Genomic DNA, 21,239 nt, shown 5'->3' with positions numbered 1-21,239 from the left:
CGTCTTCTGTCTCCTCAGGGTGCCGACAGGTCGAGTTTTTCCGGGAGCGGTCGGTGGGGATCGTCCCACAGCAGGGCCACATGTCTGCCCGGATGGCTCTCGTCGGCGTCGCTCGCCGACCGGAGCTTGCGCAGATGCTGAGGCAGGGTCTTGAGCCGTTCGGCGCCGCGCAGGGCCGCCTTCAACTCGGCTCGCGCGGTGTCCGGTTCCGCCTCGACGTGCCACAGGAGGACGGGCACTCCGCCGAACAGACAGGCGTTGAAGACCTCGGAACGAGCCCGCGCCGGGGCGGTCACCACCGCGCCCGGGGCGTCCTCCTTGCCCTGGAGGTCACCGTGGACCTGCTTGAAGGTGTCCATGTGCGCGGGCAGCCAGTGCAGATCCTCGGCGCCCGCCGTACCGGCCTTGTGCCACCGCCGCTCCCAGACGTGCCGCTGATTGGCGCGCAGCTCGGTGCACCGCACCACGACCGGATAGTCCGTGCCCAGTGAGCGCTCAAACGGGCCCTGGGCGCCGAGCTGCCAGCGGTGGACCGCCAGTTCGAGGTCGGTGGGGGCCACGAAGAACTCCACCAATGTGTCAAGGGTCCGGGCGTGCGTGGTCAGGAGGTCATCGAGGCCGCGCTGTATCTCCTCCAGCGTGGCGGGGGTGTCGGCCTTCGCCAGGGAGCGTACGGTCTCGCCTGCCCGCGACCAGACCTCGTAGGCGCGCCGCTGCCCGCTGCCGCCCGGTGGGTGCAGCCGTATCTGGATGCTCCCCCCGCTACCGCCCTGGTCCGCGGCGGTGTCGGGGCGGGCGTGGCGGCGCCGGGCGTGTTCCTCCGCTTCGGCGCGCCGCTCGTGCAGCTGGCCGTCGAGCCCAAGCCGCTCGGCGCACCCCAGTGACCAGGTGCGCAGCTCGCCCGCGATCTCGCCGCCGAGCGCCGCGTAGTGCTCCACGACGCGCAGCAGCTGCGGGAGTTGCCGCGGCGGGGGGAGCAACAGGGCTTCGAGGGCGTCGACGAGCGCGACCGGTTCGAGGGACGGGAGGTCGACGGGGTACTTGTCCCGGGCGACCTCGGCGATGTCGTACCGGCCCGGCTCGTCCAGACGGCCCAGCAGCGCGACGAGCCGCGCGTACTCGGCGCGGGTGAGCCACTGGTTCTGGAGGGCGTGGCAGACCTTGTGGAACTCCGCTCGCTCCGGAGGCCGTTCGCCGGTGAGCTCGGCCAGGAGTGTGGCGGTACCGTGCGGGTTGGCCAGCGCCCAGTCGACCAGTTCCTCGGCCGAGGGGGGCACCGTACGGGGCGATGGGGTGGTGAACTCGTCGCAGAGCCTGGCGGCGACGGCCGCCGCGCGCCCGGGCCCGGCCGCCAGCAGACCGGCCACCTCGTAGATCAGCTTCTTCCGGGACCGCTGCTGCTCGAGGTCAAGGGGGCGGCGCCAGCTGAACTCACGCTCCTTCTCCTCCTGCCAGTTGCTGACGAAGACCGTGGGGAGCTGCCGCGTCCCCTCGTCCTCGCGCAGCCGGTCGAACTCGTCCGAGACGGCCTGCCACACCCGGTCCAGGTCCGGCGCCGCCCCGTCCACTGAGGCCGCTTTGAGCTGCCGTAACAGTACGGAGGTGAACAGTCCGGCACCCTGCTGGTTCTTGGCGACGGCCCCGGCCTGGCAGGCCCGCATCCAGAAGATCTGGCGGTCATGGTCGGTCTGCGGCTCGATGGGGAGCGTGTCCGGGGGGTCGGCCAGCTCATGGACGCCGACATCGAGGGCCTGGCGGCACGCGTCGATGACCACGGTGACCCTGCCCATGCTCGACCACTTCAGATGGTCCGTCCGCAACAGGTTGACCAGGCTGTCGGCGTCCGCCCCCTGGATGTCCCTCTCATGGGTCTCGGGATACAGCAGGCTCCACCGGCCGTCCCGCGCCTGCACTCCGTGCCCGGCCCAGTAGACCCACAGCCAGTCGCCGTCGATCTCGCGCAGCCCCTCCCGGAAGAGCTTGCGCACATGGGCGCGGTCCGCCGGTCGGTACGCGGGGTGCACCGCCTCCAGGGCCGCCTTGTTGCGCCCCATGGGGGAGGCCAGCAGCTGGATGTTCTCCGCGGGGACGCCCTGCCCGGTCAGCCACTTCCGCATCTCGATGGCGTCGTGCACCGGGCCGTCGAGGTTCAGATCGTCGCCGCCGTTGTACTGCTCGACCGCCACGATCACGGCATGGGTGCGGCGCCAGTCGTATGCCGCCTGTGTCGCCTGTGCCACCTGTGTCGCCTGCGCCGCCTGCCTCACCGGGGCAGCTCCGGGGCCAGCAGTTCGTACAGCCGCTGGTGGGCGAAGTACGAGGTGTGGGCGCGCGGAAAGGGCTGGCGGGTGTTGACGCGCAGGTCGGTGACCCGGTCGGGGAAGACCTTCTCGCCGACGAAGCCGAGCAGATCGTGCTCGTCGTAGACGTTGAGCCAGCGGGGGAAGGTGTCGGGCAGCGGCTCGTCGCGGCGCAGCGAGGTGAGCGCGTCCAGCTCGTAGAGGAACGGCGCCTGCGAGCCGACCGTCACCAGCAGCGCCACCTCCGGCGGCGGCTCGGTGGCATCCGCGAGGAAATCGACACAGGCGATGCCGCCGAGGCTGTGGGCGAGCAGCACGACCGGCCCGTCACCGCTCTCGGCCGCCTCGCGCACCGCCGCGCGGATCGCGGCCCGCACACCGGCACCGCGCGCCTGGTAGCGGAGGATGTCGCCGCCGGCCGGGACGGAACCATTGGTGATCCGGCCGCGGTACCTGTGGGCCAGCGAAGAGATCGGTGACAGGTAGGAGTTGAGCGCCCGCACGGCGATGCCCTTCGCGGCGCCGGCGACGACTCCGCCCCGGTCGGTGCCGCCCAGCTGATCGCTGAGCGCGCCGACGACGGTGTCCCGGTCGGCACCGTCCGCCTCGAGCGGTTCGCCGACGCCCTGCGGGCCCTCGGCCAAGCCGACGGCCAGGGCGTATACGGCACGGGCCGCGATCTGCTCAATGCCGTCGACGGGCGGTGTTCCGCCCAGGGTGCGGGAGATCTCATGGGCGACGCGGACGCCGGCCGTGCCGAGATGCGGCGCGAGATCAGTGGCCAGCTCGCCCAGGCTGCCCCCGCCGTCCGCCACGGCCTTGAGGCTCAGCCCGCGCACCTTGTCGGCGGTCTCCTGCCAGGGGTCCCGGCGCCCGGGGGCGAAGCCGGCCCGCGCTCCCCCGCCGCGCCGCGCCTTGGCCGCCTCCGCGAATTCCCGCAGCTCGGCGAGCGGATCGACCTCCAGCAACGCCCAGACGGCCAGCGGATCGTCCTCGTCCAGCAGGGCGTCGCCGCCGACCCCCCGGTTCCGCGTCCGCACCGGGATCGACGCGCCGCCGAGGCCCAGCGAGGCACCGTGCTCCTCGCCCCAGAAGCAGCGGACGACCCGGGCCTCGGCTCTCGCCCGGCCCAGGCCGCTCACCACCCGCGCGAAGCTCTTCTCGTACGACGCGGCCCGGACCCCCGTGCCATGGACGAAGACGACGCTTGTCACCGATCCCCCCAGACCGTCCGGCTCCCCGCCGGGACCACGAGCCCATCACCTTAACGCGTCATGCCCCTCTCCGGACGCGTCATGCCCCGCGTTCAAGGCGTCATGCTCCCGCGCGCCCCAGGTCAGCGCTCAGCCGCCGGAGGTGTCCAGCTCCGCGTCCGCGCTGACGCCCGCGCAGTCGTACGGGTCGTCCAGCCAGCCGTCCGGCAGCACCACGCGGTTGCGGCCGGAGGTGCGCCCGCGCGGGCCGTCCGCGCCCGCCGGCCACTCCTGGTCCAGGTCCAGCTCGCCGAGCAGCGCGTCCAGCTCGGCCAGGGACGAGGTGATGGCCAGCCGCTTGCGCATCTCGGAGCCGACCGAGAAGCCCTTGGTGTACCAGGCGACGTGCTTGCGGAAGTCGATGACGCCCCGCTCCTCGTCCTCCAGCCACTGGGCCAGCAGCTCGGCATGGCGCCGCATGACCGCCGCGACCTCCTTGAGGGTCGGCCGGGCCGGTGCGGCGCCGCCCTCGAAGGCCGCCACCAGGTCGCCGAAGAGCCACGGCCGCCCCAGGCAGCCGCGCCCCACGACCACGCCGTCGCAGCCCGTCTCGCGCATCATCCGCACCGCGTCGTCCGCCGACCAGATGTCGCCGTTGCCCAGCACCGGGATCTCGGGGACGGCCTCCTTCAGCCGGGCGATGGCGTCCCAGTCGGCGGTGCCGCCGTAGTGCTGCGCCGCCGTACGGCCGTGCAGCGCGATGGCGGTCACGCCCTCCTCGACCGCGATACGGCCCGCGTCGAGGTAGGTGATGTGGTCGTCGTCGATGCCCTTGCGCATCTTCATGGTCACCGGCAGCGGGCCCGCGCCGGTCACGGCCTCGCGCAGGATCGAACGCAGCAGGTGGCGCTTGTACGGGAGGGCCGAGCCGCCGCCCTTGCGGGTGACCTTGGGCACCGGGCAGCCGAAGTTGAGGTCGATGTGGTCGGCCAGGTCCTCTTCGACGATCATCCGTACGGCCTTGCCGACGGTCACCGGGTCCACCCCGTACAGCTGGATGGAGCGGGGCTTCTCGGTCCCGTCGAAGTGGATCAGCCGCATGGTCTTGGCGTCGCGCTCGACCAGCGCCCGGGTCGTGATCATCTCGCTCACGAACAGCCCCTTGCCGCCACTGCCCCCATCTCCCGGGGGGTGCAGCACCGGATTGCGGCTGCGCCGCGGGCCGGACCCCCAGCCGTCGCCTTCGGCGAATTGCCGGCAGAGGGTGCGGAACGGCGCGTTGGTGATCCCGGCCATGGGTGCGAGCACCACCGGCGGGGTCACCGTGTGCGGTCCGATCTGCAGCTGCGTGGCGGTCATGGAAGAGGTGTCCTCGGGTATGGGGCTCGGGTGCGGAGCTCGGGTATGGGGTCAAGAGGGAGGCGAACTCTCATTGTCCCGCACGCGGCGTTCCGCGTACGCCACGGGAGATTGTCCCGACCGTTCGCGCGGCCTGACCCGACTTGTCGATGTAGCGTTCAACCATGCCTGAGCTGAGCCAACGGCGGCGCCTGCTCGTGCTGGCGATCTGTTGCATGAGCCTGTTGCTCGTCAGCCTCGACAACACCGTCCTCAATGTGGCGCTGCCCTCGATGCGGCGTGAGCTGAACGCTTCCGTCTCCGGGATGCAGTGGACGATTGACGCGTACACGCTGGTGCTCGCCGCGCTGCTGATGCTCGCGGGCTCGACGGCCGACCGGGTGGGGCGTAAGCGCACCTTCCAGACCGGTCTGGTGGTCTTCTCCCTCGGCTCGGCGCTGTGCAGCCTCGCGCCGAACCTGGAGGCGCTGGTGGCCTTCCGTATGGTGCAGGCGGTCGGCGGTTCGATGCTCAACCCCGTCGCCATGTCGATCATCACCAACACCTTCACCGAGCCCAGGGAGCGGGCCCGCGCGATCGGGGTGTGGGGCGGGGTCGTCGGCATCAGCATGGCGGCCGGACCGCTGGTGGGCGGGGTACTGGTGGAGTCGGTCGGCTGGCGGTCGATCTTCTGGCTCAATGTGCCGGTGGGGCTCGCGGCCCTGGTGCTGACCGCCCGGTACGTGCCCGAGTCGCGCGCCCCGAAGCCGCGCCGACCCGATCCGGGGGGCCAGGTGCTGGTCGCCGCGCTGCTCGGCACGCTCACGTACGCGATCATCGAGGCGCCCGACCGGGGCTGGGGCTCCCCGCTGATCGCCGTATGCACCACGGTCTCCGCCCTCGCGCTGGTCGCGCTCGTGGCGTACGAGCGGCGCCGCACCGAACCGCTGATCGAACTGCGCTTCTTCCACAGCGCGCCCTTCAGCGGGGCGACGGTGATAGCGGTGAGCGCCTTCGCGGCCCTGGGCGGGTTCCTGTTCCTGAACACGCTGTATCTGCAGGACGTACGCGGGCTCGGCGCGCTGCACGCCGGGCTGTGGATGCTGCCGATGGCGGCCATGTGCTTCGTCTTCGCGCCACTGTCCGGGCGGCTGGTCGGCAGCCGCGGCCCGCGGCTCTCGCTGCTGCTGGCCGGGACGGCGATGGCGGCGAGCGGGGTGCTGTTCGCGGCCTTCGACGCCCAGGCGACCGACGCCCTGCTGCTGATCGGCTATGTGCTGTTCGGCATCGGCTTCGGCCTGGTCAACGCGCCCATCACCAACACCGCGGTGTCCGGGATGCCCCGCACCCAGGCCGGGGTCGCGGCGGCGGTGGCCTCCACCAGCCGCCAGGTGGGCCAGTCGCTCGGCGTCGCGGTCATCGGCGCGGTGCTGGCCTCGGGCGCGGCGAGCGCGGCGGGCGGGGCGCACAGCGCCGCCTCGGCCACGGCCTTCGTCGACGCGGCCCGCCCCGCCTGGTGGATCATCGCCGGATGCGGGGGCTCGGTGCTGCTGCTCGGGGTCCTCACCACCGGCCGCTGGGCGGCGGGCACCGCCAAGCGCGCTGCCGCGCTCTTCGGCGACGAGCGCGCGCCCGCTCAGGTCTCGGCCACCACCAAGGCGTAATCCGGACCCGTTGTGTCGCATACCGGCCGAACCAGTTGCCCCACATACCCCACCCCGGTATTTTCCCCATAGACCTCCTGGACACCCCCAGGGGGTATGGGGACGGGTGGAGGAAGCGCGGACGATGAACGTCGAAGGGTTCGCCGCGGACGGCTACGACGAGGTGCGTCGGGTCTTCGAGCGGCTGGTGGACAGCGGCTCGGAAACGGGGGCCGGGCTGTCGGTCTGGCGGGAGGGCCGCGAGGTCGTCCGGTTGAGCGGGGGGTGGTCCGACGCCGGACGGAGCCGTCCCTGGCGCGGCGACACGCTGGTCCAGCCCTACTCGCTGTCGAAGTCGTTCGTCACACTCGCCGCCCTGGTGGCGGTCCGCGACGGCGCGCTGGCGCTGGACGAGCCGATCGCCAGGTACTGGGGCGAGTACGGGGTCCGGGGCAAGGAGCGGACCACGCTCCGCCAGGTGCTCACCCACCGGGCCGGCCAGCCGCGTTTCCCGGCCGCAGCCGCGGGTCTCGACCTGCTGGACGAGGACGGGCTACGGAAGAGCCTGGCGCAGGCGGCGCCGGAGTACGAGCCCGGGACGTCGCTCGGGGAGCATGCGCTGACCTACGGCCACCTGGTCGACGGCATTCTGCGCGCGGGCGCCGGCACGACGCTGGGAGAGATGTTCAACGATGTGGTGCGGCCCGCGCTGGGGCTCGACGCCTGGTTCGGGGTACCGGATCACGCACTGGACCGCGTCGCCGAACTCGAGTACGCGGACCCCGACTGGCCGCGGCAGCTCCACGCGGCACCGTGGCTCCAGATCCCCGCCGGGGCCCTGGACACGGCGCGGACGAACTCCCGCGCCTGGCGGCAGTCGGTCTTCGGGGCGGCCAATCTGCACACGACCGCGACCGCCATGGCGGCGTTCTTCTCCCGGCTCACCAGCGAGGACGGCCCGGTGCGCGAACTGCTGGGGCCACAGCTGCACACCGAGCTGCTCACCTCCCGAATCACCGGCTTCGACGAGGTCTTCGGCACCGACATCACCTGGACGCTGGGGTTCGTACGCGACAAGGGCAAGATCGCCAAGGGCGGGATCGGCGGCTCGGCCGCCTGGTGGTCGCTCCGGCACCACCACGCCTGTGCCTATCTGACGCGGCGGCTGGACGATCACTCCCGGGCCGCCCGGATCGCCGCGGCCCTGGGCGACGACCTGACGGTGGTGGGCGAGGACTGAGCGAAGACGGGCGCTACGCCCCTCTCCGGAAAGCGCGGGGCCGCCACCGGAAAACGCGGTGCCGCTCAGACCTCGGCGAGCACCAGGGTGTGAAGCCGCTCCAGGCGCTCGTGGGTCTCGTCGTCCGCCGGGGTGTAGACGTGCAGCTTGGGCCCCGAGCGCGGGCCGGTCCACAGGTTGGTGCCGGTGACCCGGAGCGTGCCCACCTGCGCCTGGCGGAAGACCTTGACCTTGTCGCCGGGCCGCAGCACCTCATGCCGGGCCCAGACCTCGCGGAACTCAGGCGAGGCGTCCTGGCACCGCTTCAGCAGCGCCTTCCACGTCGGCTCGGCCAGATGCTCGGCCATCGCGGCCCGCAGCTTGGCGGCCATCACCCGAATCGTCTCCTCCGGCTCGACCATGCTGGCGCGCCAGTCGGCGTGGGTGAGGGACAGCCACAGGCAGTTGCGGTCCTCCGGCGGCACCGCCTCCAGGTCGCACAGCAGCCGCCCGTAGGTGCGGTTGTACGCGAGGATGTCGAACCGCGAGTTCTGCAGGCAGGCCGGGAACGGCTCCAGCTGCTCCAGCATCAGCCGCAGCGCCGGGGTCACCCCCGTGCACTGGCTGCCGGGGTTCGGGTCGACGGCCCCTGAGAGCGCGAACAGATGCTGCCGCTCGCTGCGGTCGAGGAGCAGCGCGCGGGCGATGGCGTCGAGGACCTGGGTGGAGACATGGATGTCCCGGGCCTGTTCGAGCCAGGTGTACCAGGTGACCCCGACCGCGGCGAGCTGGGCGACCTCCTCGCGGCGCAGCCCCGGCGTACGCCGACGCCGCCCACGCGGCAGACCTACCTGCTCGGGGGTGATCCGCTCGCGCCGGCTGCGCAGGAACGCGGCGAGCTCGTCGCGGCGTATGCCGTCGGTGGCGGCAGTGGCGGCCGTCGCGCTCTCCTGGGCCATGGTGGTCATGGGACCAGGGTGCCTGAGGGCTCAGCCGGTTTCCAGGTAGTTCTTGTACCAGGATAAGGAGACTCTGGTACCCGGCTGAGCCTGGCGCGAGGGTCGTATCCGTGAGCCAGACAACCATCCGTACCCAGACACCGGCCGCCAGGGCGGCCGGGGCTTCCGGTCCCGCCGGGGCCGCGCCCGACGCCGGCGGGACCCTGAACGCCCTCGGCCTGTTCACCGTGCTGCTCGGCGCGGCCCTCCCTCTCATCGACTTCTTCATCGTCAACGTCGCCCTGCCCGCCATGGACCGCGATCTGAACGCGGGCCCCGCCCTGCTGGAGCTGGTCGTCGCCGGGTACGGCGTCGCGTACGCCGTACTGCTCGTCCTCGGCGGCCGGCTGGGCGACACCTTCGGGCGGCGCAGGCTCTTCCTCGCCGGTATGGCCGCCTTCGCGCTGACGTCCCTGGCCTGCGGTCTCGCGCCGAACGCCTGGAGCCTGGTCGCGGGCCGCGTGGCGCAGGGCGCCTCGGCGGCCCTGCTGCTCCCCCAGGTGCTCGCCACCATCCACGCCACCACCTCCGGGCCGCGCCGCGCCCGCGCGGTGAGCCTGTACGGCGCCACGGCCGGCCTTGCCATGGTGGCGGGGCAGATCCTGGGCGGCGTACTGGTGGCCGCGGACCTCGCGGGCACCGGCTGGCGCGCGGTTTTCCTGGTCAACGTCCCGGTCGCGCTGGCCGGCCTGGCCCTCGCCGCCCGCGCCATCCCGGAGACCCGCTCCGACCGCCCCGCCCCCGTCGACGTCCCCGGCACCGCGCTGCTGGCCCTCGCCCTGATCGCGCTGCTGCTTCCGCTGACCGAGGGCCGCGCGGCCGGCTGGCCGCTGTGGACCTGGCTGCTGCTGGCCGCCTTCCCCGTCGCCGCCGTCGCCTTCTACGCCATCGAACGCCGACTGGAGACCTCCGGCCGCACCCCGCTGCTCCCGCCGAGCCTGTTCGCCCTGCCCGGCCTGCGCCGGGGCCTGCTGATGCTCCTCCCGTTCAGCGCGGGCTTCGGCGGCTTCATGTTCGTCATCGCGGTCGCCCTCCAGCAGGGCCTCCGCTACGGCCCCGTCGAGGCCGGCCTGGCCCTGGCCCCCATGGCCACGACCTTCTTCATCGCGTCCCTGATGGGCCCACGCCTGGTCAGCCGCTACGGCAACCGCGTCGTGACCACGGGCTCGGTGATCCAGGCCATCGGCATCGCCCTGCTGATCCTGACCGTCCACCAGAGCTGGACCGGCCTCACCCTCGCCGACCTGCTCCCCGGCATCGCGATCGCCGGCTTCGGCCAGGGCCTGCAACTGCCCGTCCTGATCCGCGGCATCCTCGCCGAGGTCCCCGCGGAACGGGCGGGGGTCGGCAGCGGAGTCATGGTCACCACCCAACAATCCGCCCTGGCCCTGGGCGTGGCCACCCTCGGCACCCTCTTCCTGACCCTGACCCCCTCCATGGGCATGGGCGACGCGATGGTCCGAACCCTGGCCCTCCAGCTCGCGGGCGTCGTGGTGACCGGGCTGCTGAGCCTGCGGTTGCCGCGGATGCCGGGGTGAGCGGCCTTCACTCCAACCGGGCGACGAGGCAGCCCGGATACCCCCGGCACGAGTCCCCGGCCGGCCCCCGGGCGGAGCCGCACATCGGCGGCGGCCGGTCGCTCAGCCCACGCCGAGGAAGCGCAGGACCGCCAGGACCCGTCGGTGGTCGCCGTCCGCGACCGGCAGGTCCAGCTTCGCGAAGATGCTGTTGATGTGCTTGGCCACCGCCGACTCGCTGATCACCAACCCCTCCGCGATCCCCGCGTTCGACCGCCCCTGGGCCATCAGCTCCAGTACCTCCCGCTCGCGCGCCGTGAGTCGGTCCAGGGGGTCGCGGTGGCGGCGGACGAGGAGTTGGGCGACGACCTGGGGGTCGAGGGCGGTGCCGCCGCCCGCGACGCGGTGGAGGGCGGCGATGAAGTCCTCGACGTCCGCGACGCGTTGTTTGAGGAGGTAGCCGATCCCGCTGGTGTGCGTGGTCAGCAGGTCCGCGGCGTAGCGCTCCTCCACGTACTGGGACAGCAGCAGCACCGCCGTGTCCGGCCACTGGCGGCGGATCAGCAGCGCGGCCCGTACGCCCTCGTCGGTGAAGCCCGGGGGCATCCGGACGTCGACCACGGCGATGTCCGGGTGGTGTTCCTCGACCGCCGCGAGCAGGCCCTCCGCGTCATCCGCCTCCGCCGTGACCTCGAAGCCCGCGGTCTGGAGGACCTTCACCAGGCCGATCCGCAGCAGGACCGAGTCCTCGGCGATCACAGCACGCACGGCAGCTCCACGGTGATGACGGTCGGGCCCCCGCGGGGGCTGCTGAGGTCGAAGGTCCCGTCCACGGAGCCCACGCGCCCCACGAGCCCCGTGAGGCCGCTGCCCTGGGCGGGGTCGGCGCCGCCGACCCCGTCGTCGGCGATCACCACCCGCAGTATGTCGCCCGTCCTGACGACCGTGACGTCGGCCCCCGTGGCCTGTGCGTGCTTGGTGGTGTTGGCCAGGGATTCGGAGACGACGAAGTAGGCGACGGCCTCGACGGTGGGCGCGGGGCGTTCGGGGATGTCGATGTGCAGCCGTACCGGCAGTGGGGCGCGGGCGGCGATGCCGGAGAGAGCGGCGTCCAGGCCGCGGTCGTCGAGGACGGCCGGGTGCAGCCCGCGCACCAGGTTGTTCAGCTCCTCGATGGCCTCCTTGGCCTCCCGGTGCGCCTCGTCGATGACCTTGCGGGCCTCCTCGGGCAGATCACCGAGCGTGGCCTTGGCCAGGCCGAGGTTGACCGCCATGGAGACGAGCCGCTGCTGGGCGCCGTCGTGCAAGTCGCGTTCGATGCGGCGGCGTTCGGCGTCGGCCGCGTCGACGGTGCCCGCGCGGCGCTCGGTCAGGTCCTCGACCCGGCGCTCCAGCTCCGTCGCCGGGTCGGGGCCGAGCAGCGCGGTGGCGGCGCGGACGTCGGCCCGTACGAGGGCGCCGGTGAGCCAGTACGCGAGGGCGAGCAGGGCGAAGCCGAGCGCGGTGACATACGTGGCCGCCATGGTGGTGGGGAGGAACTTCAGCCGCCCGCCCAGCGAGCTCCAGGTGAACACGGTCGAAGCCGCCAGTCCCACCACCAGGGCGAAGCACCAGACGAGTACTCCGCCGCATGCGATGGCCGGGCCGACCAGCAGGTTGTAGCGCAGCTCCGGGCCCCGGCGCGCCGGGCCGGGGATGTCGATGCCGAGCAGGGCCTTGAAGCGGCGCCGCTGCATCCGGGTGAACGCCGGGCTGACGGCGGCCAGGGCGGCGACCGGGAGGGCGACGGCGGCCAGGACGCCCAGGAGCGGCATCGCGGTGTCGCTGTAGACCAGCCACGGCACGCTCAACACCAACAGGGCCAGGAACTGCACGGATACACCCGCGAGCAGGAATACCGCGTCGCGCCGCAGCCGGGTGAGCGCTGCTCGCGGCGCGGTGGGGAGTCTCATGCGCCGACCTTAAACCGCGGCCCCGGGGCGGGTCGCTGATGCCCGTACCCGGATCGGAGGTGCAACTAGTGCCACCCCCGTTCGGCAACTCGCGTTACCGACAGGCGCGATCGTGCCGGGAAGGCTGGTGGCCGTGCCCGAGGAGCAGCCGAGCCGAATCGGGCCGGAAGGAGATCAGCCCTGATGAGCGCCCTGTACGCCCCCACGGCCCGCCCTGCACGGACTGCCCGCCCTGCACGGACCGCACCGGCCACCCGGGCCGCCCGGGCCGCCCGCGTGATTCGGGCCGGGCTCGGCGGCCCGGCCCGCCGTAGCCGCCGGGGCCCCCGGGCCGTGGAGTGCGTGCTGCTCGGCAGTGGCGTCGCGCTCGTCCCCTGGCTCGTCGTCCTGGCGACGACGCTCCCGCCCACCGCCCAGGTCGGCCACTGGAACGTCGCGTGGGTGGGCCTGGACGCGCTGGAGGCGGTTGGGCTGGTGGCCACCGGGCTGCTGCGGCGGCGGGGCGACGACCGCCACCGGCTCACCGCGGCGGCGACCTCCGCGCTGCTGGTGGTGGACGCCTGGTTCGACACCGTGACCGCGGCCCCGGGCGCCGAACTGGCCGCGGCCCTCGCCATGGCCGTGGGCGCGGAGCTGCCGCTGGCGGCGCTGTGTGCCGTGCTGGCCCTGAAGACGGACCGTACAGACTCCACGAACCGCGCCGGCCTCATGTCCGGGACGTGGCCCACCACAGGATGACCGCGGCGATCAGAAAGCAGACCGTCATCGCCCACAGCACCTGCCGCCGCGCCCGCGCGTCGGCCGTCATGGTCGGGCTGCCGACCGCGCCGTGTGCCTGCGCGAGGTGATCGAGGCCCTTGTGCCGGGCGCCGCCGTAGGTGATCTGTTCTTCCCAGTCGCAGTGGAGGCAGCCGAGCATCCGCCGCTGCCGGGCGCCGTATCCGTAGCTCACCTCGAAGACGGTCCCGTCCTCGCGGGTGGCCGTGATGTGATGCGTCACACCTCGCACGATTCCGGAACCCCCCGGTTCTCCGCAGAGCCACAAAGCTGTGCCCTGGCGCCGCGGCAGTCTACCCGCGGCGCCAGGGCCCGTCTTGGCCTGATCGCCTTATGAAACGCCCTGATCAGCAGCCGATCAGCAGCCGATCAGCCGACCGCCCAGGTACGACTGGATCTGGTCGAGGGAGACCCGCTCCTGCTTCATCGTGTCGCGCTCCCGCACGGTCACCGCGTTGTCCTCGAGGGTGTCGAAGTCGACGGTGACGCAGAAGGGCGTGCCGATCTCGTCCTGGCGGCGGTAGCGGCGGCCGATCGCGCCCGCGTCGTCGAACTCGATGTTCCAGTGCTTGCGCAGGTCCGTCGCGAGCCCCTTGGCCTTCGGCGAGAGCTGCGGGTTACGGGACAGCGGCAGCACGGCGACCTTGACCGGCGCGAGGCGCGGGTCGAGGCGCAGCACGGTGCGCTTCTCCATCTTGCCCTTGGCGTTGGGCGCCTCGTCCTCGATGTACGCGTCGAGGAGGAAGGCCAGCAGCGCGCGGCCCACGCCCGCCGCCGGCTCGATGACGTACGGCGTCCAGCGCTCGCCGGCCTCCTGGTCGAAGTACGACAGGTCCTGGCCGGAGGCCTGCGAGTGGGCCTTCAGGTCGTAGTCGGTGCGGTTGGCCACGCCCTCGAGCTCGCCCCACTCCGAGCCGCCGAAGTTGAAGCGGTACTCGATGTCGGCGGTGCGCTTGGAGTAGTGGGAGAGCTTCTCCTTGGGGTGCTCGTACCAGCGGATGTTGGCCTCCTGGAGGCCGAGGTCGCGGTACCAGTTCCAGCGCTGCTCCATCCAGTACTCCTGCCACTGCTCGTCCTCGCCCGGCTTGACGAAGAACTCCATCTCCATCTGCTCGAATTCGCGCGTGCGGAAGATGAAGTTGCCCGGCGTGATCTCGTTGCGGAAGGACTTGCCGATCTGGGCGATGCCGAAGGGCGGCTTCCGGCGCGAGGTCTGCTGGACGGCGAGGAAGTTGGTGAAGATGCCCTGGGCGGTCTCGGGACGCAGATAGGCGACCGAGCCGGAGTCCTGGGTGGGGCCGAGGTGGGTGGAGAGCAGGCCGGAGAACTGCTTGGGCTCGGTGAAGCTGCCCTTGGTGCCGCAGTGCGGACAGTTGATGTCCGCCAGCCCGTTCTCGGGCTGCCGGCCGTGCTTGGCCTCGTACGCCTCCTCCAGGTGGTCCGCGCGGAACCGCTTGTGGCAGGAGGTGCACTCGGTGAGCGGGTCGGTGAAGGTGGCGACGTGGCCGGACGCCTCCCAGACCTCGCGGGCGAGGATCACCGATGAGTCGAGTCCGACCACGTCGTCGCGCGAGGTGACCATCGAGCGCCACCACTGGCGCTTGACGTTCTCCTTCAGCTCAACGCCGAGCGGTCCGTAGTCCCAGGCAGCTCGCTGCCCGCCGTAGATCTCGCTGGACGGGTAGACGAAGCCACGGCGCTTGCTCAGGCTGACGATGGTGTCGATCTTGTCGGCGGCCACGGTGCTCTCTTCATTGATGACGGCTGATGACGACTGTGTGAGACGACTGTGTGTCGCTGATGGCGGCTTTGCGGACGGCGTGCGGACGTCAAAGCGAATGCTTCAGGTTACCGGCGGCTCCACCCCTCGGATCAAATCGGTATGCGAAACGATCGACGAAACGATCAAGAAGAGGTCCGTTGTTGACAATCGTTTCCATCTTTGTTGAAAATGAGAGTCATGAACATACGCCGCTCCATCATCCCGGCCGCCGTCGCCGGAGCCGCTGTTCTCGGTCTGGCCACGACGCTCACAGCCTGCTCCGCCGATGCGACAGACGGCCGTACGGACGGCAAACTCGATGTGGTGGCGTCGTTCTACCCCATGCAGTTTCTCGCCGAGCGCATAGGCGGCGGTCACGTCCATGTGTCCAGTTTGACCAAGGCCGGCGCGGAACCGCACGACCTGGACATCAGCGCCCGGCAGACCGCCGACCTCAGCAAGGCCGGACTGGTCGTCTACCTCAAGGGTCTGCAGCCCGCCGTCGATGCCGCCATCGGCCAGGCCGAGCCGAAGCACGTCGCCGACGCGGCCTCCTTCACCACCCTGGAAGACCACGGTACCGAGGTGGACGGCGACCACGAGCACGGGACCGACGAGCACGAGCACTCCGGCGAGGACGCGGGCTCCGACCCCCACATCTGGCTGGATCCGGTGCGTTACGCCCAGGTCGCCGAGGGTGTCGGCAAGGCGCTGCAGAAGGCCGACCCCGACAACGCGGCCGCCTACAAGAAGAACACCGCCGCACTGGTCAAGCAGCTCGGCACGCTGAACGACGACTTCAAGACGGGCCTGAAGAGCCGCACCTCGGACACCTTCATCACCACCCACGCCGCCTTCGGCTATCTCGCCGAGCGCTACGGTCTGCGCCAGGAGGCCATCTCCGGCGTCGACCCGGAGTCCGAGCCCAGCCCGGCCCGGATGAAGGCGCTGCACTCGGTCGCGGAGAAGGAGAAGGTCGGCACCGTCTTCTTCGAGACGCTGGTGAGCGACAAGACCGCCAAGACCCTGGCGGGCGATCTGCATCTGCGCACCGATGTGCTCGACCCGATCGAGGGCATCACCGGCCAGTCCAAGGGCGACGACTACTTCGAGGTCATGCACGCCAACCTCAAGGCGCTCCAGACGGCCCTGGGCGCCAAGTGAGGCGCGAAACGACGAGCGGAGGAAGCCGCATGAAGCCGGAACCACCCGCCACAGCCCCCACCACAGTCCCCGCCGAGACCTCAGCCCAGACCCCCGCCGAGACCTCCGCCGAGACCTCCGCGGAAACCCACGACGCGGCCCCCGCCGAGACCTCCGCCGACAGCTCCGACGAGGCCCCCGCCGTCATATCGCTGCGCGGCGCCACCGCCTCCCTCGGCGGCCGCCCCGTGCTGCGCGGCGTCGATCTGACCGTACGGCGCGGCGAGGTCGTCGCGCTGCTCGGCGCCAACGGCTCCGGCAAGTCCACGGCGGTGCGCTCCGTCGTCGGCCAGGTGCCACTGTCCGGCGGTGAGCTGAGGCTGTTCGACACCCCCAGCCGCCGCTTCCGAGACTGGGCCCGCATCGGCTACGTACCGCAGCGCACCACCGCCGCCAGCGGCGTGCCCGCCACCGTCCGCGAGGTGGTCTCCTCCGGGCGGCTGGCCCGCAGGCGGCTGGGGCCGCCGCGGGCGGCGGACCGGGCGGCGGTGCGCCGGGCGCTGCAGCTGGTCGGGATGGCCGACCGGGCCAAGGACTCGGTGAGCGCGCTGTCCGGCGGCCAGCACCAGCGGGTGCTGATCGCCCGCGCGCTGGCCGGTGAACCCGAACTGCTGATCATGGACGAGCCGATGGCCGGGGTCGACCTGGCCAGCCAGGAGATCCTTGCCGCGACGCTGCGCGAGCAGGTCGCCCAGGGCGCCACCGTGCTGCTGGTGCTGCACGAGCTCGGCCCGCTGGAGCCGCTGATCGACCGCGCGGTGGTGCTACGCGACGGCTGTGTGGTCCATGACGGCCCGCCGCCCAAGGCCGTGGGCCAGCACGCGCTGCCCGGCCACGACCACGTACACCCGCACGCGGCGCACGACGCCGAACCGATCCGGACGGGATTGCTGACCTGACATGTTGGAAATCCTCGACTACGCGTTTATGCAGCGGGCCCTGATCGCCGCCGTCCTGGTCGGCATCACCGCCCCCGCCGTCGGCATCTACCTCGTCCAGCGCCGCCAGGCGATCATGGGCGACGGCATCGGCCATGTCGCGCTCACCGGCGTCGCGCTCGGCTTCCTGACCGGCACCAACCCGGTGTGGACGGCCGTCGCGGTCTCCGCGCTCGGCGCGATCCTCATGGAGCTGATCCGCTGGTACGGCAAGACGCGCGGCGATCTGGCCCTCGCGATGCTCTTCTACGGCGGTATGGCCGGCGGCGTACTGCTGATCAACCTCTCGCCGACCGGCTCCAACGCCAACCTCACCACGTATCTCTTCGGCTCGATCACCACCGTCTCGCGCGAGGACGTGACCGCGATCAGCTGCCTGGCGGCCTTCGTCGTGCTGATCACCCTCGGGCTGCGCCGCCAGCTGTTCGCGGTGTGCCAGGACGAGGAGTTCGCGCGGGTGACCGGGCTGCCGGTGCGCACCCTCAATCTGCTGCTGGCCATCACCGCCGCGGTCACCGTCACCGTCGCCATGCGCGTCGTGGGCCTGTTGCTGGTCAGCGCTCTGATGGTGGTGCCGGTCGCGGCGGCCCAACAGGCCACCCGTGGCTTCGCGATGACGCTCGCGCTCGCCGTCGCCATCGGCGTCGTGGTGACGCTCTCCGGCACGGTCTTCTCCTTCTACCAGGACGTTCCGCCCGGTGCGAGCATCGTCGTGCTCGCCATCGGCGTCTTCGCCGTGATCACCGCGCTCGCCGCCCCGTTGGCCAGACGCCGCGCCCGCAGAGCCGCCACGGCCGAGGAGCGCTGCACCCTCCCGCTGCCCGGCGCCCGCGCCGCCGTTCCGGGGGCGGGCTCCCCCGGAACGGGCGAAGCGGACGATGTCCTCGTCTGACCGGGCGTCTCGCCGAGCGTCTCATCGGGCGTCTCACCGGGCGTCCGGCTGTCCAGCCCGTTCGCTCAGCATTCCCTGGCACAATGGCCACGCGGATGCGCGACGTACGAGCAGGCGACGAGCAGGCGATGTTGAGGAGGCAACTGTGGTGACCGCGGGTCCCCCAGTACACGGCCGGTCCACCAGGCAGCGGGCGGCGGTGGCTGCGGCACTGGACGAGGTTGACGAGTTCCGCAGCGCGCAGGAGCTCCATGACATGCTCAAGCACCGCGGCGACTCCGTCGGCCTGACCACGGTCTACCGCACCCTCCAGTCCCTCGCCGACGCGGGCGAGGTCGACGTCCTGCGCACCACCGACGGCGAGGCCGTCTACCGCCGCTGCAGCAGCGGCGAGCACCACCACCACCTGGTCTGCCGCACCTGCGGCAAGGCGGTCGAGGTCGAGGGCCCGGCCGTGGAGAAGTGGGCCGACGCCATCGCGGCGGAGCACGGCTTCGTGGACGTCGCCCATACGATCGAGATCTTCGGCACCTGCGGGGACTGCGCGACGGCGCCCGAGGCGTAACCGACCAGGGGCAGCTTCAGCGCTTGAGGTAGGCCAGTACGGCCAGGACGCGGCGGTTGTCGTCGGCGGACGGTTCGATCCGCAGCTTGTCGAAGATGCTCGCGGTGTGTTTGGCGACCGCGCTCTCGCTGAAGTGCAGGGCGTGCGCGATGGCGGCGTTCGACCGGCCCTCGGCCATCAGCTTGAGGACGTCGTGTTCGCGCGGGGTGAGGCTGCCGGTGCGCCCCCTGGCGTCGCTGCGGGCCAGCAGCTTGGAGATGACCTGCGGGTCCATGACCGTACCGCCGGCCGCGACCGTACGCACCGCGTCGATGAACTGCCCGGTGTGCGTGACCCGGTCCTTGAGGAGATAGCCGATACCGCCCTCGCCCCCGGCCAGCAGCTCATGGGCGTAGAGCTGATCCACGTACTGGGACAGGATCAGCACCGGCAGCGCGGGGCGGGTGCGGCGGGCTTCCAGGGCGGCCTGAAGGCCCTCGTCGGTGTGGGTCGGCGGCAGCCGGATGTCGACCACGGCGACGTCCAGATCCTCCTCGCGCAGCGCGCGGAGCAGGGCCGGGCCGTTGTCCACGGAGGCGATCACCTCGCAGCCGTGCTCCCGCAGGGCGCGCATCAGCCCGTCCCTGAGCAGGAAGAGGTCTTCGGCGAGGACGACGCGCACGGGATCTCCAAGGTCACGGTGGTCGGGCCGCCCAGGGGGCTGTGCAGGGCGAGACTGCCGTCGAAGGTACCCAACCGGCGCTGTACGCCGCGCAGTCCGGTCCCCCGCGCCAGGTCCGCGCCGCCCCGGCCGTCGTCGGTGACCGTGACCCGCAGCCGTGCGCCGTCCTCGTGTGCCAGGTCCTCGTATGTCAGGTCCTCGTATGTCAGGGTGATGCGCACCTCTTCGGCACCGGAGTGCTTGGCCGCGTTGGCGAGCGCTTCGCTGATCGCGAAGTAGGCGGCGGACTCGACCGGCGCCGGGAGCCGTCCGGGCAGCCGGACCTCGACATGGACGTCGAGGAAGCTGTCGAGCGCCAGCGACCGTACGGCGTCGCCGAGCCCCCGGTCGGCGAGCACCGGGGGCTGGATGCCGTGGACCAGGTCGCGCAGGTCCTGGAGCGCCCGCGCAGAGGTCTCGCGCACGTCCAGGAGCAGCTGTCGGGCGGCCTCCAGGTCGCTGTCCAGGAGCCGGGTGGCCTCGTCCAGCGTCATGCCGAGGGCGACCAGCCTGGCCTGTGCGCCGTCGTGCAGATCCCGTTCGATACGGCGGAGTTCGGCCGCCTGCGCGTCCAGCGACTCGTCGCGGATGTCGGTGAGCCGTTCGACGCGCCGGGCGAGTTCGGTGCTGCGCGGCGCGGACAGCAGGCGGCGGCTCCAGCGGGCGTGCAGCCCGAGCACGACGGGGGCCAGCCGCACCCCGGCCGCGATGAACGCGAGGCCGAGGGCCAGTGCGGCGAGCATCGTCGGGGTGGAGCGTACGGGGATGAAGGCGTACCAGTTGCCGTCGTCGAGGAGCCGCCAGATGAACGGCTGCACCAGCGCGCCGAACGCCCCGTACTCGACGAGGGCGAGCGGTACCGCGACCAGCAGCCCCCCGAACCACGGCTCCAGCCAGGCCCACCGCAGATCGCGCCAGAACCCCTCGTCGCCGAGGACCGCGGCCGCCCGCCGACGGGGCCGCTCGGACGCGGACCGGTCCGGGGCGAGCGGGTCCGGCGGGCTGATCGCCGTACCCGTCCAGCGGGCGGTCCATGACCGGTACCGGTCGGAGAGCCCGCGCAGGGCGCCCGCGGCGGGCGGCAGCAGCCGGAACCCGAGCCCGATCGGAAGCAGCAGCAGCGCGCCGATCACCAGCCCGCCGACGGCGACCACCGCCAGGGCCACAAGACCGAGCAGCTGACACCTGACGAGGGCGCGCAGACCGCCGGCCCCCAATCCCCCCATGACCGCCCATCGCTCCCGTCGGATCAGCGCGCCGAGTGCGCCATGGCGGGGATCCTAGCCGCGGGGGTCCGCCACACCCACGGCACCGCCGCCACCAGGCACGCGGCCCCGAAGAGCACCATGGGCAGCACCGCACCGGACTCCTCGTCCATGAACAGCAGCATGCCCAGGTTGATCAGGGTGTGGAAGCCGCCCGCGAGCAGCAGCCGGTTGGCCCGTACACGCTCCAGCCCGAGTCCCAGGACCACCGACATCGCCACCGTGCCCAGCAGAAACCCGGCCGCGTACGCCGGGGCCTGCGCGAACACCTGCACATGCCACACCCCCCACACCGCGCCGATCGAGGTCGACACGGCGAGTGGACCGAAACGGGTCCGCAGGAGCGGCTGGAGGAAACAGCGCCAGCCGATCTCCTCACCGCACGCGCCGATCAGCTGCGCCACCACGATCAGCGCGAAGGGATGGTCCAGGGCGCGTGGATCGGTGGCGTGGGCGTCACCGGTCGCCAGGGCGTACGTGCCCGCGCTGAGTGCGGTGATCAGCAGCGCGGTGGCGAGCAGCGGCGCCGTGGCGGACAGCGGCAGGGCACGGCTCGCCCGCCCAGGCCGCACCAACCGACCTGCGGGCCACGCCCCGGCGAGCAGCGCCCGCACCGGGGAGGGCCAGAGCAGCGCCACCGCGACCACCCCCAGCGCGGGCCCGAACTGCGTGAGCTGGATGACCTCAGTCGGTATCCGCATCGCAGGCTGTACGGCCCCCAACATCCCCGCCGTCACAAACGTGACAGCGAGGAACACCCCTGCCTTCGCTTTCCACTTGTGCATATCGCCAGGCCCCCGATCGGGTCGTACCGGATCAACGTCGCTGTCGACGATGCCGGTCGGGGAGCCCGCTGCCTCTGCACATAGCTGCCGAGCAGGGGTGTACCAAGGTGCACCCTCTGGGACTTCGCCTGAGTCTGTGGTGAGTTTGGGACACCGACACGCCGTTGCGTCGGCGTGTCGGTGTCCCAAACC

Annotated in this window: 19 protein-coding genes; 8 read left to right on the top strand and 11 right to left on the bottom strand. The window is 71.9% G+C overall.

What is annotated here, in order from left to right; translation table 11 throughout:
- Positions 1-14 precede the first annotated feature (14 nt).
- The 3 genes from ACFV2X_RS40460 to dusB all read right to left on the bottom strand — a co-directional run bounded on the left by ACFV2X_RS40460 (position 15) and on the right by dusB (position 4,852).
- Positions 15-2,240 carry a caspase family protein gene (locus ACFV2X_RS40460; protein ID WP_385626302.1) on the bottom strand — a complete coding sequence of 742 codons (2,226 nt, stop codon included), beginning with the start codon at positions 2,238-2,240 and terminating at the stop codon, positions 15-17.
- A gap of 23 nt (positions 2,241-2,263) precedes the next feature.
- Positions 2,264-3,514 (bottom strand): hypothetical protein, encoded by a 1,251-nt coding sequence (locus ACFV2X_RS40455; RefSeq protein WP_385626301.1) that lies wholly within the window; start codon positions 3,512-3,514, stop codon positions 2,264-2,266.
- Positions 3,515-3,643: 129 nt separating this feature from the next.
- Positions 3,644-4,852 carry a tRNA dihydrouridine synthase DusB gene (dusB, locus tag ACFV2X_RS40450; RefSeq protein ID WP_385626300.1) on the bottom strand — a complete coding sequence of 403 codons (1,209 nt, stop codon included), beginning with the start codon at positions 4,850-4,852 and terminating at the stop codon, positions 3,644-3,646.
- Between the two features lie 164 nt (positions 4,853-5,016).
- Between dusB and ACFV2X_RS40445 the strand changes: the two genes are divergently transcribed.
- A complete protein-coding gene (locus tag ACFV2X_RS40445) occupies positions 5,017-6,495 on the top strand; it encodes an MFS transporter (protein ID WP_385626299.1) in 1,479 nt (492 codons plus the stop codon).
- A gap of 124 nt (positions 6,496-6,619) precedes the next feature.
- Entirely contained in the window at positions 6,620-7,714 is a 1,095-nt protein-coding gene (locus ACFV2X_RS40440) for a serine hydrolase domain-containing protein (protein ID WP_385626298.1), read from the top strand.
- A gap of 65 nt (positions 7,715-7,779) precedes the next feature.
- Here the strand turns inward: ACFV2X_RS40440 and ACFV2X_RS40435 are convergent, their stop codons facing one another.
- Complete coding sequence (locus tag ACFV2X_RS40435) at positions 7,780-8,661, bottom strand: helix-turn-helix transcriptional regulator (protein ID WP_385626297.1); 882 nt, start codon at positions 8,659-8,661, stop codon at positions 7,780-7,782.
- Between the two features lie 101 nt (positions 8,662-8,762).
- Between ACFV2X_RS40435 and ACFV2X_RS40430 the strand changes: the two genes are divergently transcribed.
- Positions 8,763-10,229, top strand: a complete 1,467-nt coding sequence (locus ACFV2X_RS40430; protein ID WP_385626296.1) for an MFS transporter — start codon at positions 8,763-8,765, stop codon at positions 10,227-10,229.
- A 102-nt stretch (positions 10,230-10,331) separates the two neighbouring features.
- On the opposite strand, the gene ACFV2X_RS40425 is transcribed toward ACFV2X_RS40430, so the two are convergent.
- Both ACFV2X_RS40425 and ACFV2X_RS40420 read right to left on the bottom strand, forming a co-directional pair.
- Positions 10,332-10,976: a response regulator gene (locus tag ACFV2X_RS40425; RefSeq protein ID WP_385626295.1), complete on the bottom strand. Its 645-nt coding sequence runs from the start codon at positions 10,974-10,976 to the stop codon at positions 10,332-10,334.
- A complete protein-coding gene (locus tag ACFV2X_RS40420; RefSeq protein ID WP_385626294.1) occupies positions 10,964-12,160 on the bottom strand; it encodes a sensor histidine kinase in 1,197 nt (398 codons plus the stop codon). The genes ACFV2X_RS40425 and ACFV2X_RS40420 overlap by 13 nt, the downstream gene beginning before the upstream one ends.
- A 183-nt stretch (positions 12,161-12,343) precedes the next feature.
- Between ACFV2X_RS40420 and ACFV2X_RS40415 the strand changes: the two genes are divergently transcribed.
- The gene (locus ACFV2X_RS40415; RefSeq protein WP_385626293.1) at positions 12,344-12,898 is read left to right on the top strand and encodes a hypothetical protein; all 555 of its coding nucleotides are present in this window, start codon (positions 12,344-12,346) and stop codon (positions 12,896-12,898) included.
- Here the strand turns inward: ACFV2X_RS40415 and ACFV2X_RS40410 are convergent.
- Together ACFV2X_RS40410 and ACFV2X_RS40405 are read right to left on the bottom strand one after the other, a co-directional pair.
- Complete coding sequence (locus tag ACFV2X_RS40410; RefSeq protein ID WP_385626292.1) at positions 12,867-13,160, bottom strand: hypothetical protein; 294 nt, start codon at positions 13,158-13,160, stop codon at positions 12,867-12,869. The two genes, ACFV2X_RS40415 and ACFV2X_RS40410, sit on opposite strands and share 32 nt — an antisense overlap.
- 135 nt (positions 13,161-13,295) lie before the next feature.
- Positions 13,296-14,678: a glycine--tRNA ligase gene (locus tag ACFV2X_RS40405; protein WP_385626291.1), complete on the bottom strand. Its 1,383-nt coding sequence runs from the start codon at positions 14,676-14,678 to the stop codon at positions 13,296-13,298.
- A 219-nt stretch (positions 14,679-14,897) separates the two neighbouring features.
- On the opposite strand from ACFV2X_RS40405, the gene ACFV2X_RS40400 reads away from it, so the two are divergent.
- The 4 genes from ACFV2X_RS40400 (at position 14,898) to ACFV2X_RS40385 (ending at position 18,297) form a co-directional block, all read left to right on the top strand.
- Positions 14,898-15,863 (top strand): metal ABC transporter substrate-binding protein, encoded by a 966-nt coding sequence (locus tag ACFV2X_RS40400; protein ID WP_385626290.1) that lies wholly within the window; start codon positions 14,898-14,900, stop codon positions 15,861-15,863.
- Between the two features lie 29 nt (positions 15,864-15,892).
- Positions 15,893-16,801: an ATP-binding cassette domain-containing protein gene (locus ACFV2X_RS40395; RefSeq protein WP_385626289.1), complete on the top strand. Its 909-nt coding sequence runs from the start codon at positions 15,893-15,895 to the stop codon at positions 16,799-16,801.
- A gap of 1 nt (position 16,802) precedes the next feature.
- On the top strand, positions 16,803-17,732 hold the full coding sequence (locus tag ACFV2X_RS40390) for a metal ABC transporter permease (protein WP_385626288.1): 930 nt from the start codon (positions 16,803-16,805) through the stop codon (positions 17,730-17,732).
- 145 nt (positions 17,733-17,877) lie between these two features.
- The gene (locus tag ACFV2X_RS40385) at positions 17,878-18,297 is read left to right on the top strand and encodes a Fur family transcriptional regulator (protein WP_385626287.1); all 420 of its coding nucleotides are present in this window, start codon (positions 17,878-17,880) and stop codon (positions 18,295-18,297) included.
- 16 nt (positions 18,298-18,313) lie between these two features.
- On the opposite strand, the gene ACFV2X_RS40380 is transcribed toward ACFV2X_RS40385, so the two are convergent.
- Genes ACFV2X_RS40380 through ACFV2X_RS40370 form a run of 3 tightly spaced genes read right to left on the bottom strand, consistent with a single transcriptional unit; the run spans position 18,314 to position 20,963 of the window.
- On the bottom strand, positions 18,314-18,958 hold the full coding sequence (locus tag ACFV2X_RS40380; RefSeq protein ID WP_385626286.1) for a response regulator: 645 nt from the start codon (positions 18,956-18,958) through the stop codon (positions 18,314-18,316).
- Positions 18,910-20,223 (bottom strand): sensor histidine kinase, encoded by a 1,314-nt coding sequence (locus tag ACFV2X_RS40375; protein WP_385626285.1) that lies wholly within the window; start codon positions 20,221-20,223, stop codon positions 18,910-18,912. Before ACFV2X_RS40375 ends, ACFV2X_RS40380 begins: the two co-directional genes overlap by 49 nt.
- 23 nt (positions 20,224-20,246) lie before the next feature.
- Positions 20,247-20,963 carry a CPBP family intramembrane glutamic endopeptidase gene (locus ACFV2X_RS40370; protein ID WP_385626284.1) on the bottom strand — a complete coding sequence of 239 codons (717 nt, stop codon included), beginning with the start codon at positions 20,961-20,963 and terminating at the stop codon, positions 20,247-20,249.
- Between the last annotated feature and the right edge of the window lie 276 nt (positions 20,964-21,239).

Origin of the sequence: Streptomyces sp. NPDC059679 (assembly GCF_042734105.1) — a bacterium.
In the GTDB taxonomy this organism is placed as follows: domain Bacteria; phylum Actinomycetota; class Actinomycetes; order Streptomycetales; family Streptomycetaceae; genus Streptomyces.
Note: the sequence above shows the minus strand (reverse complement) of the source record. Positions and strands in the feature narration are given on the sequence as shown.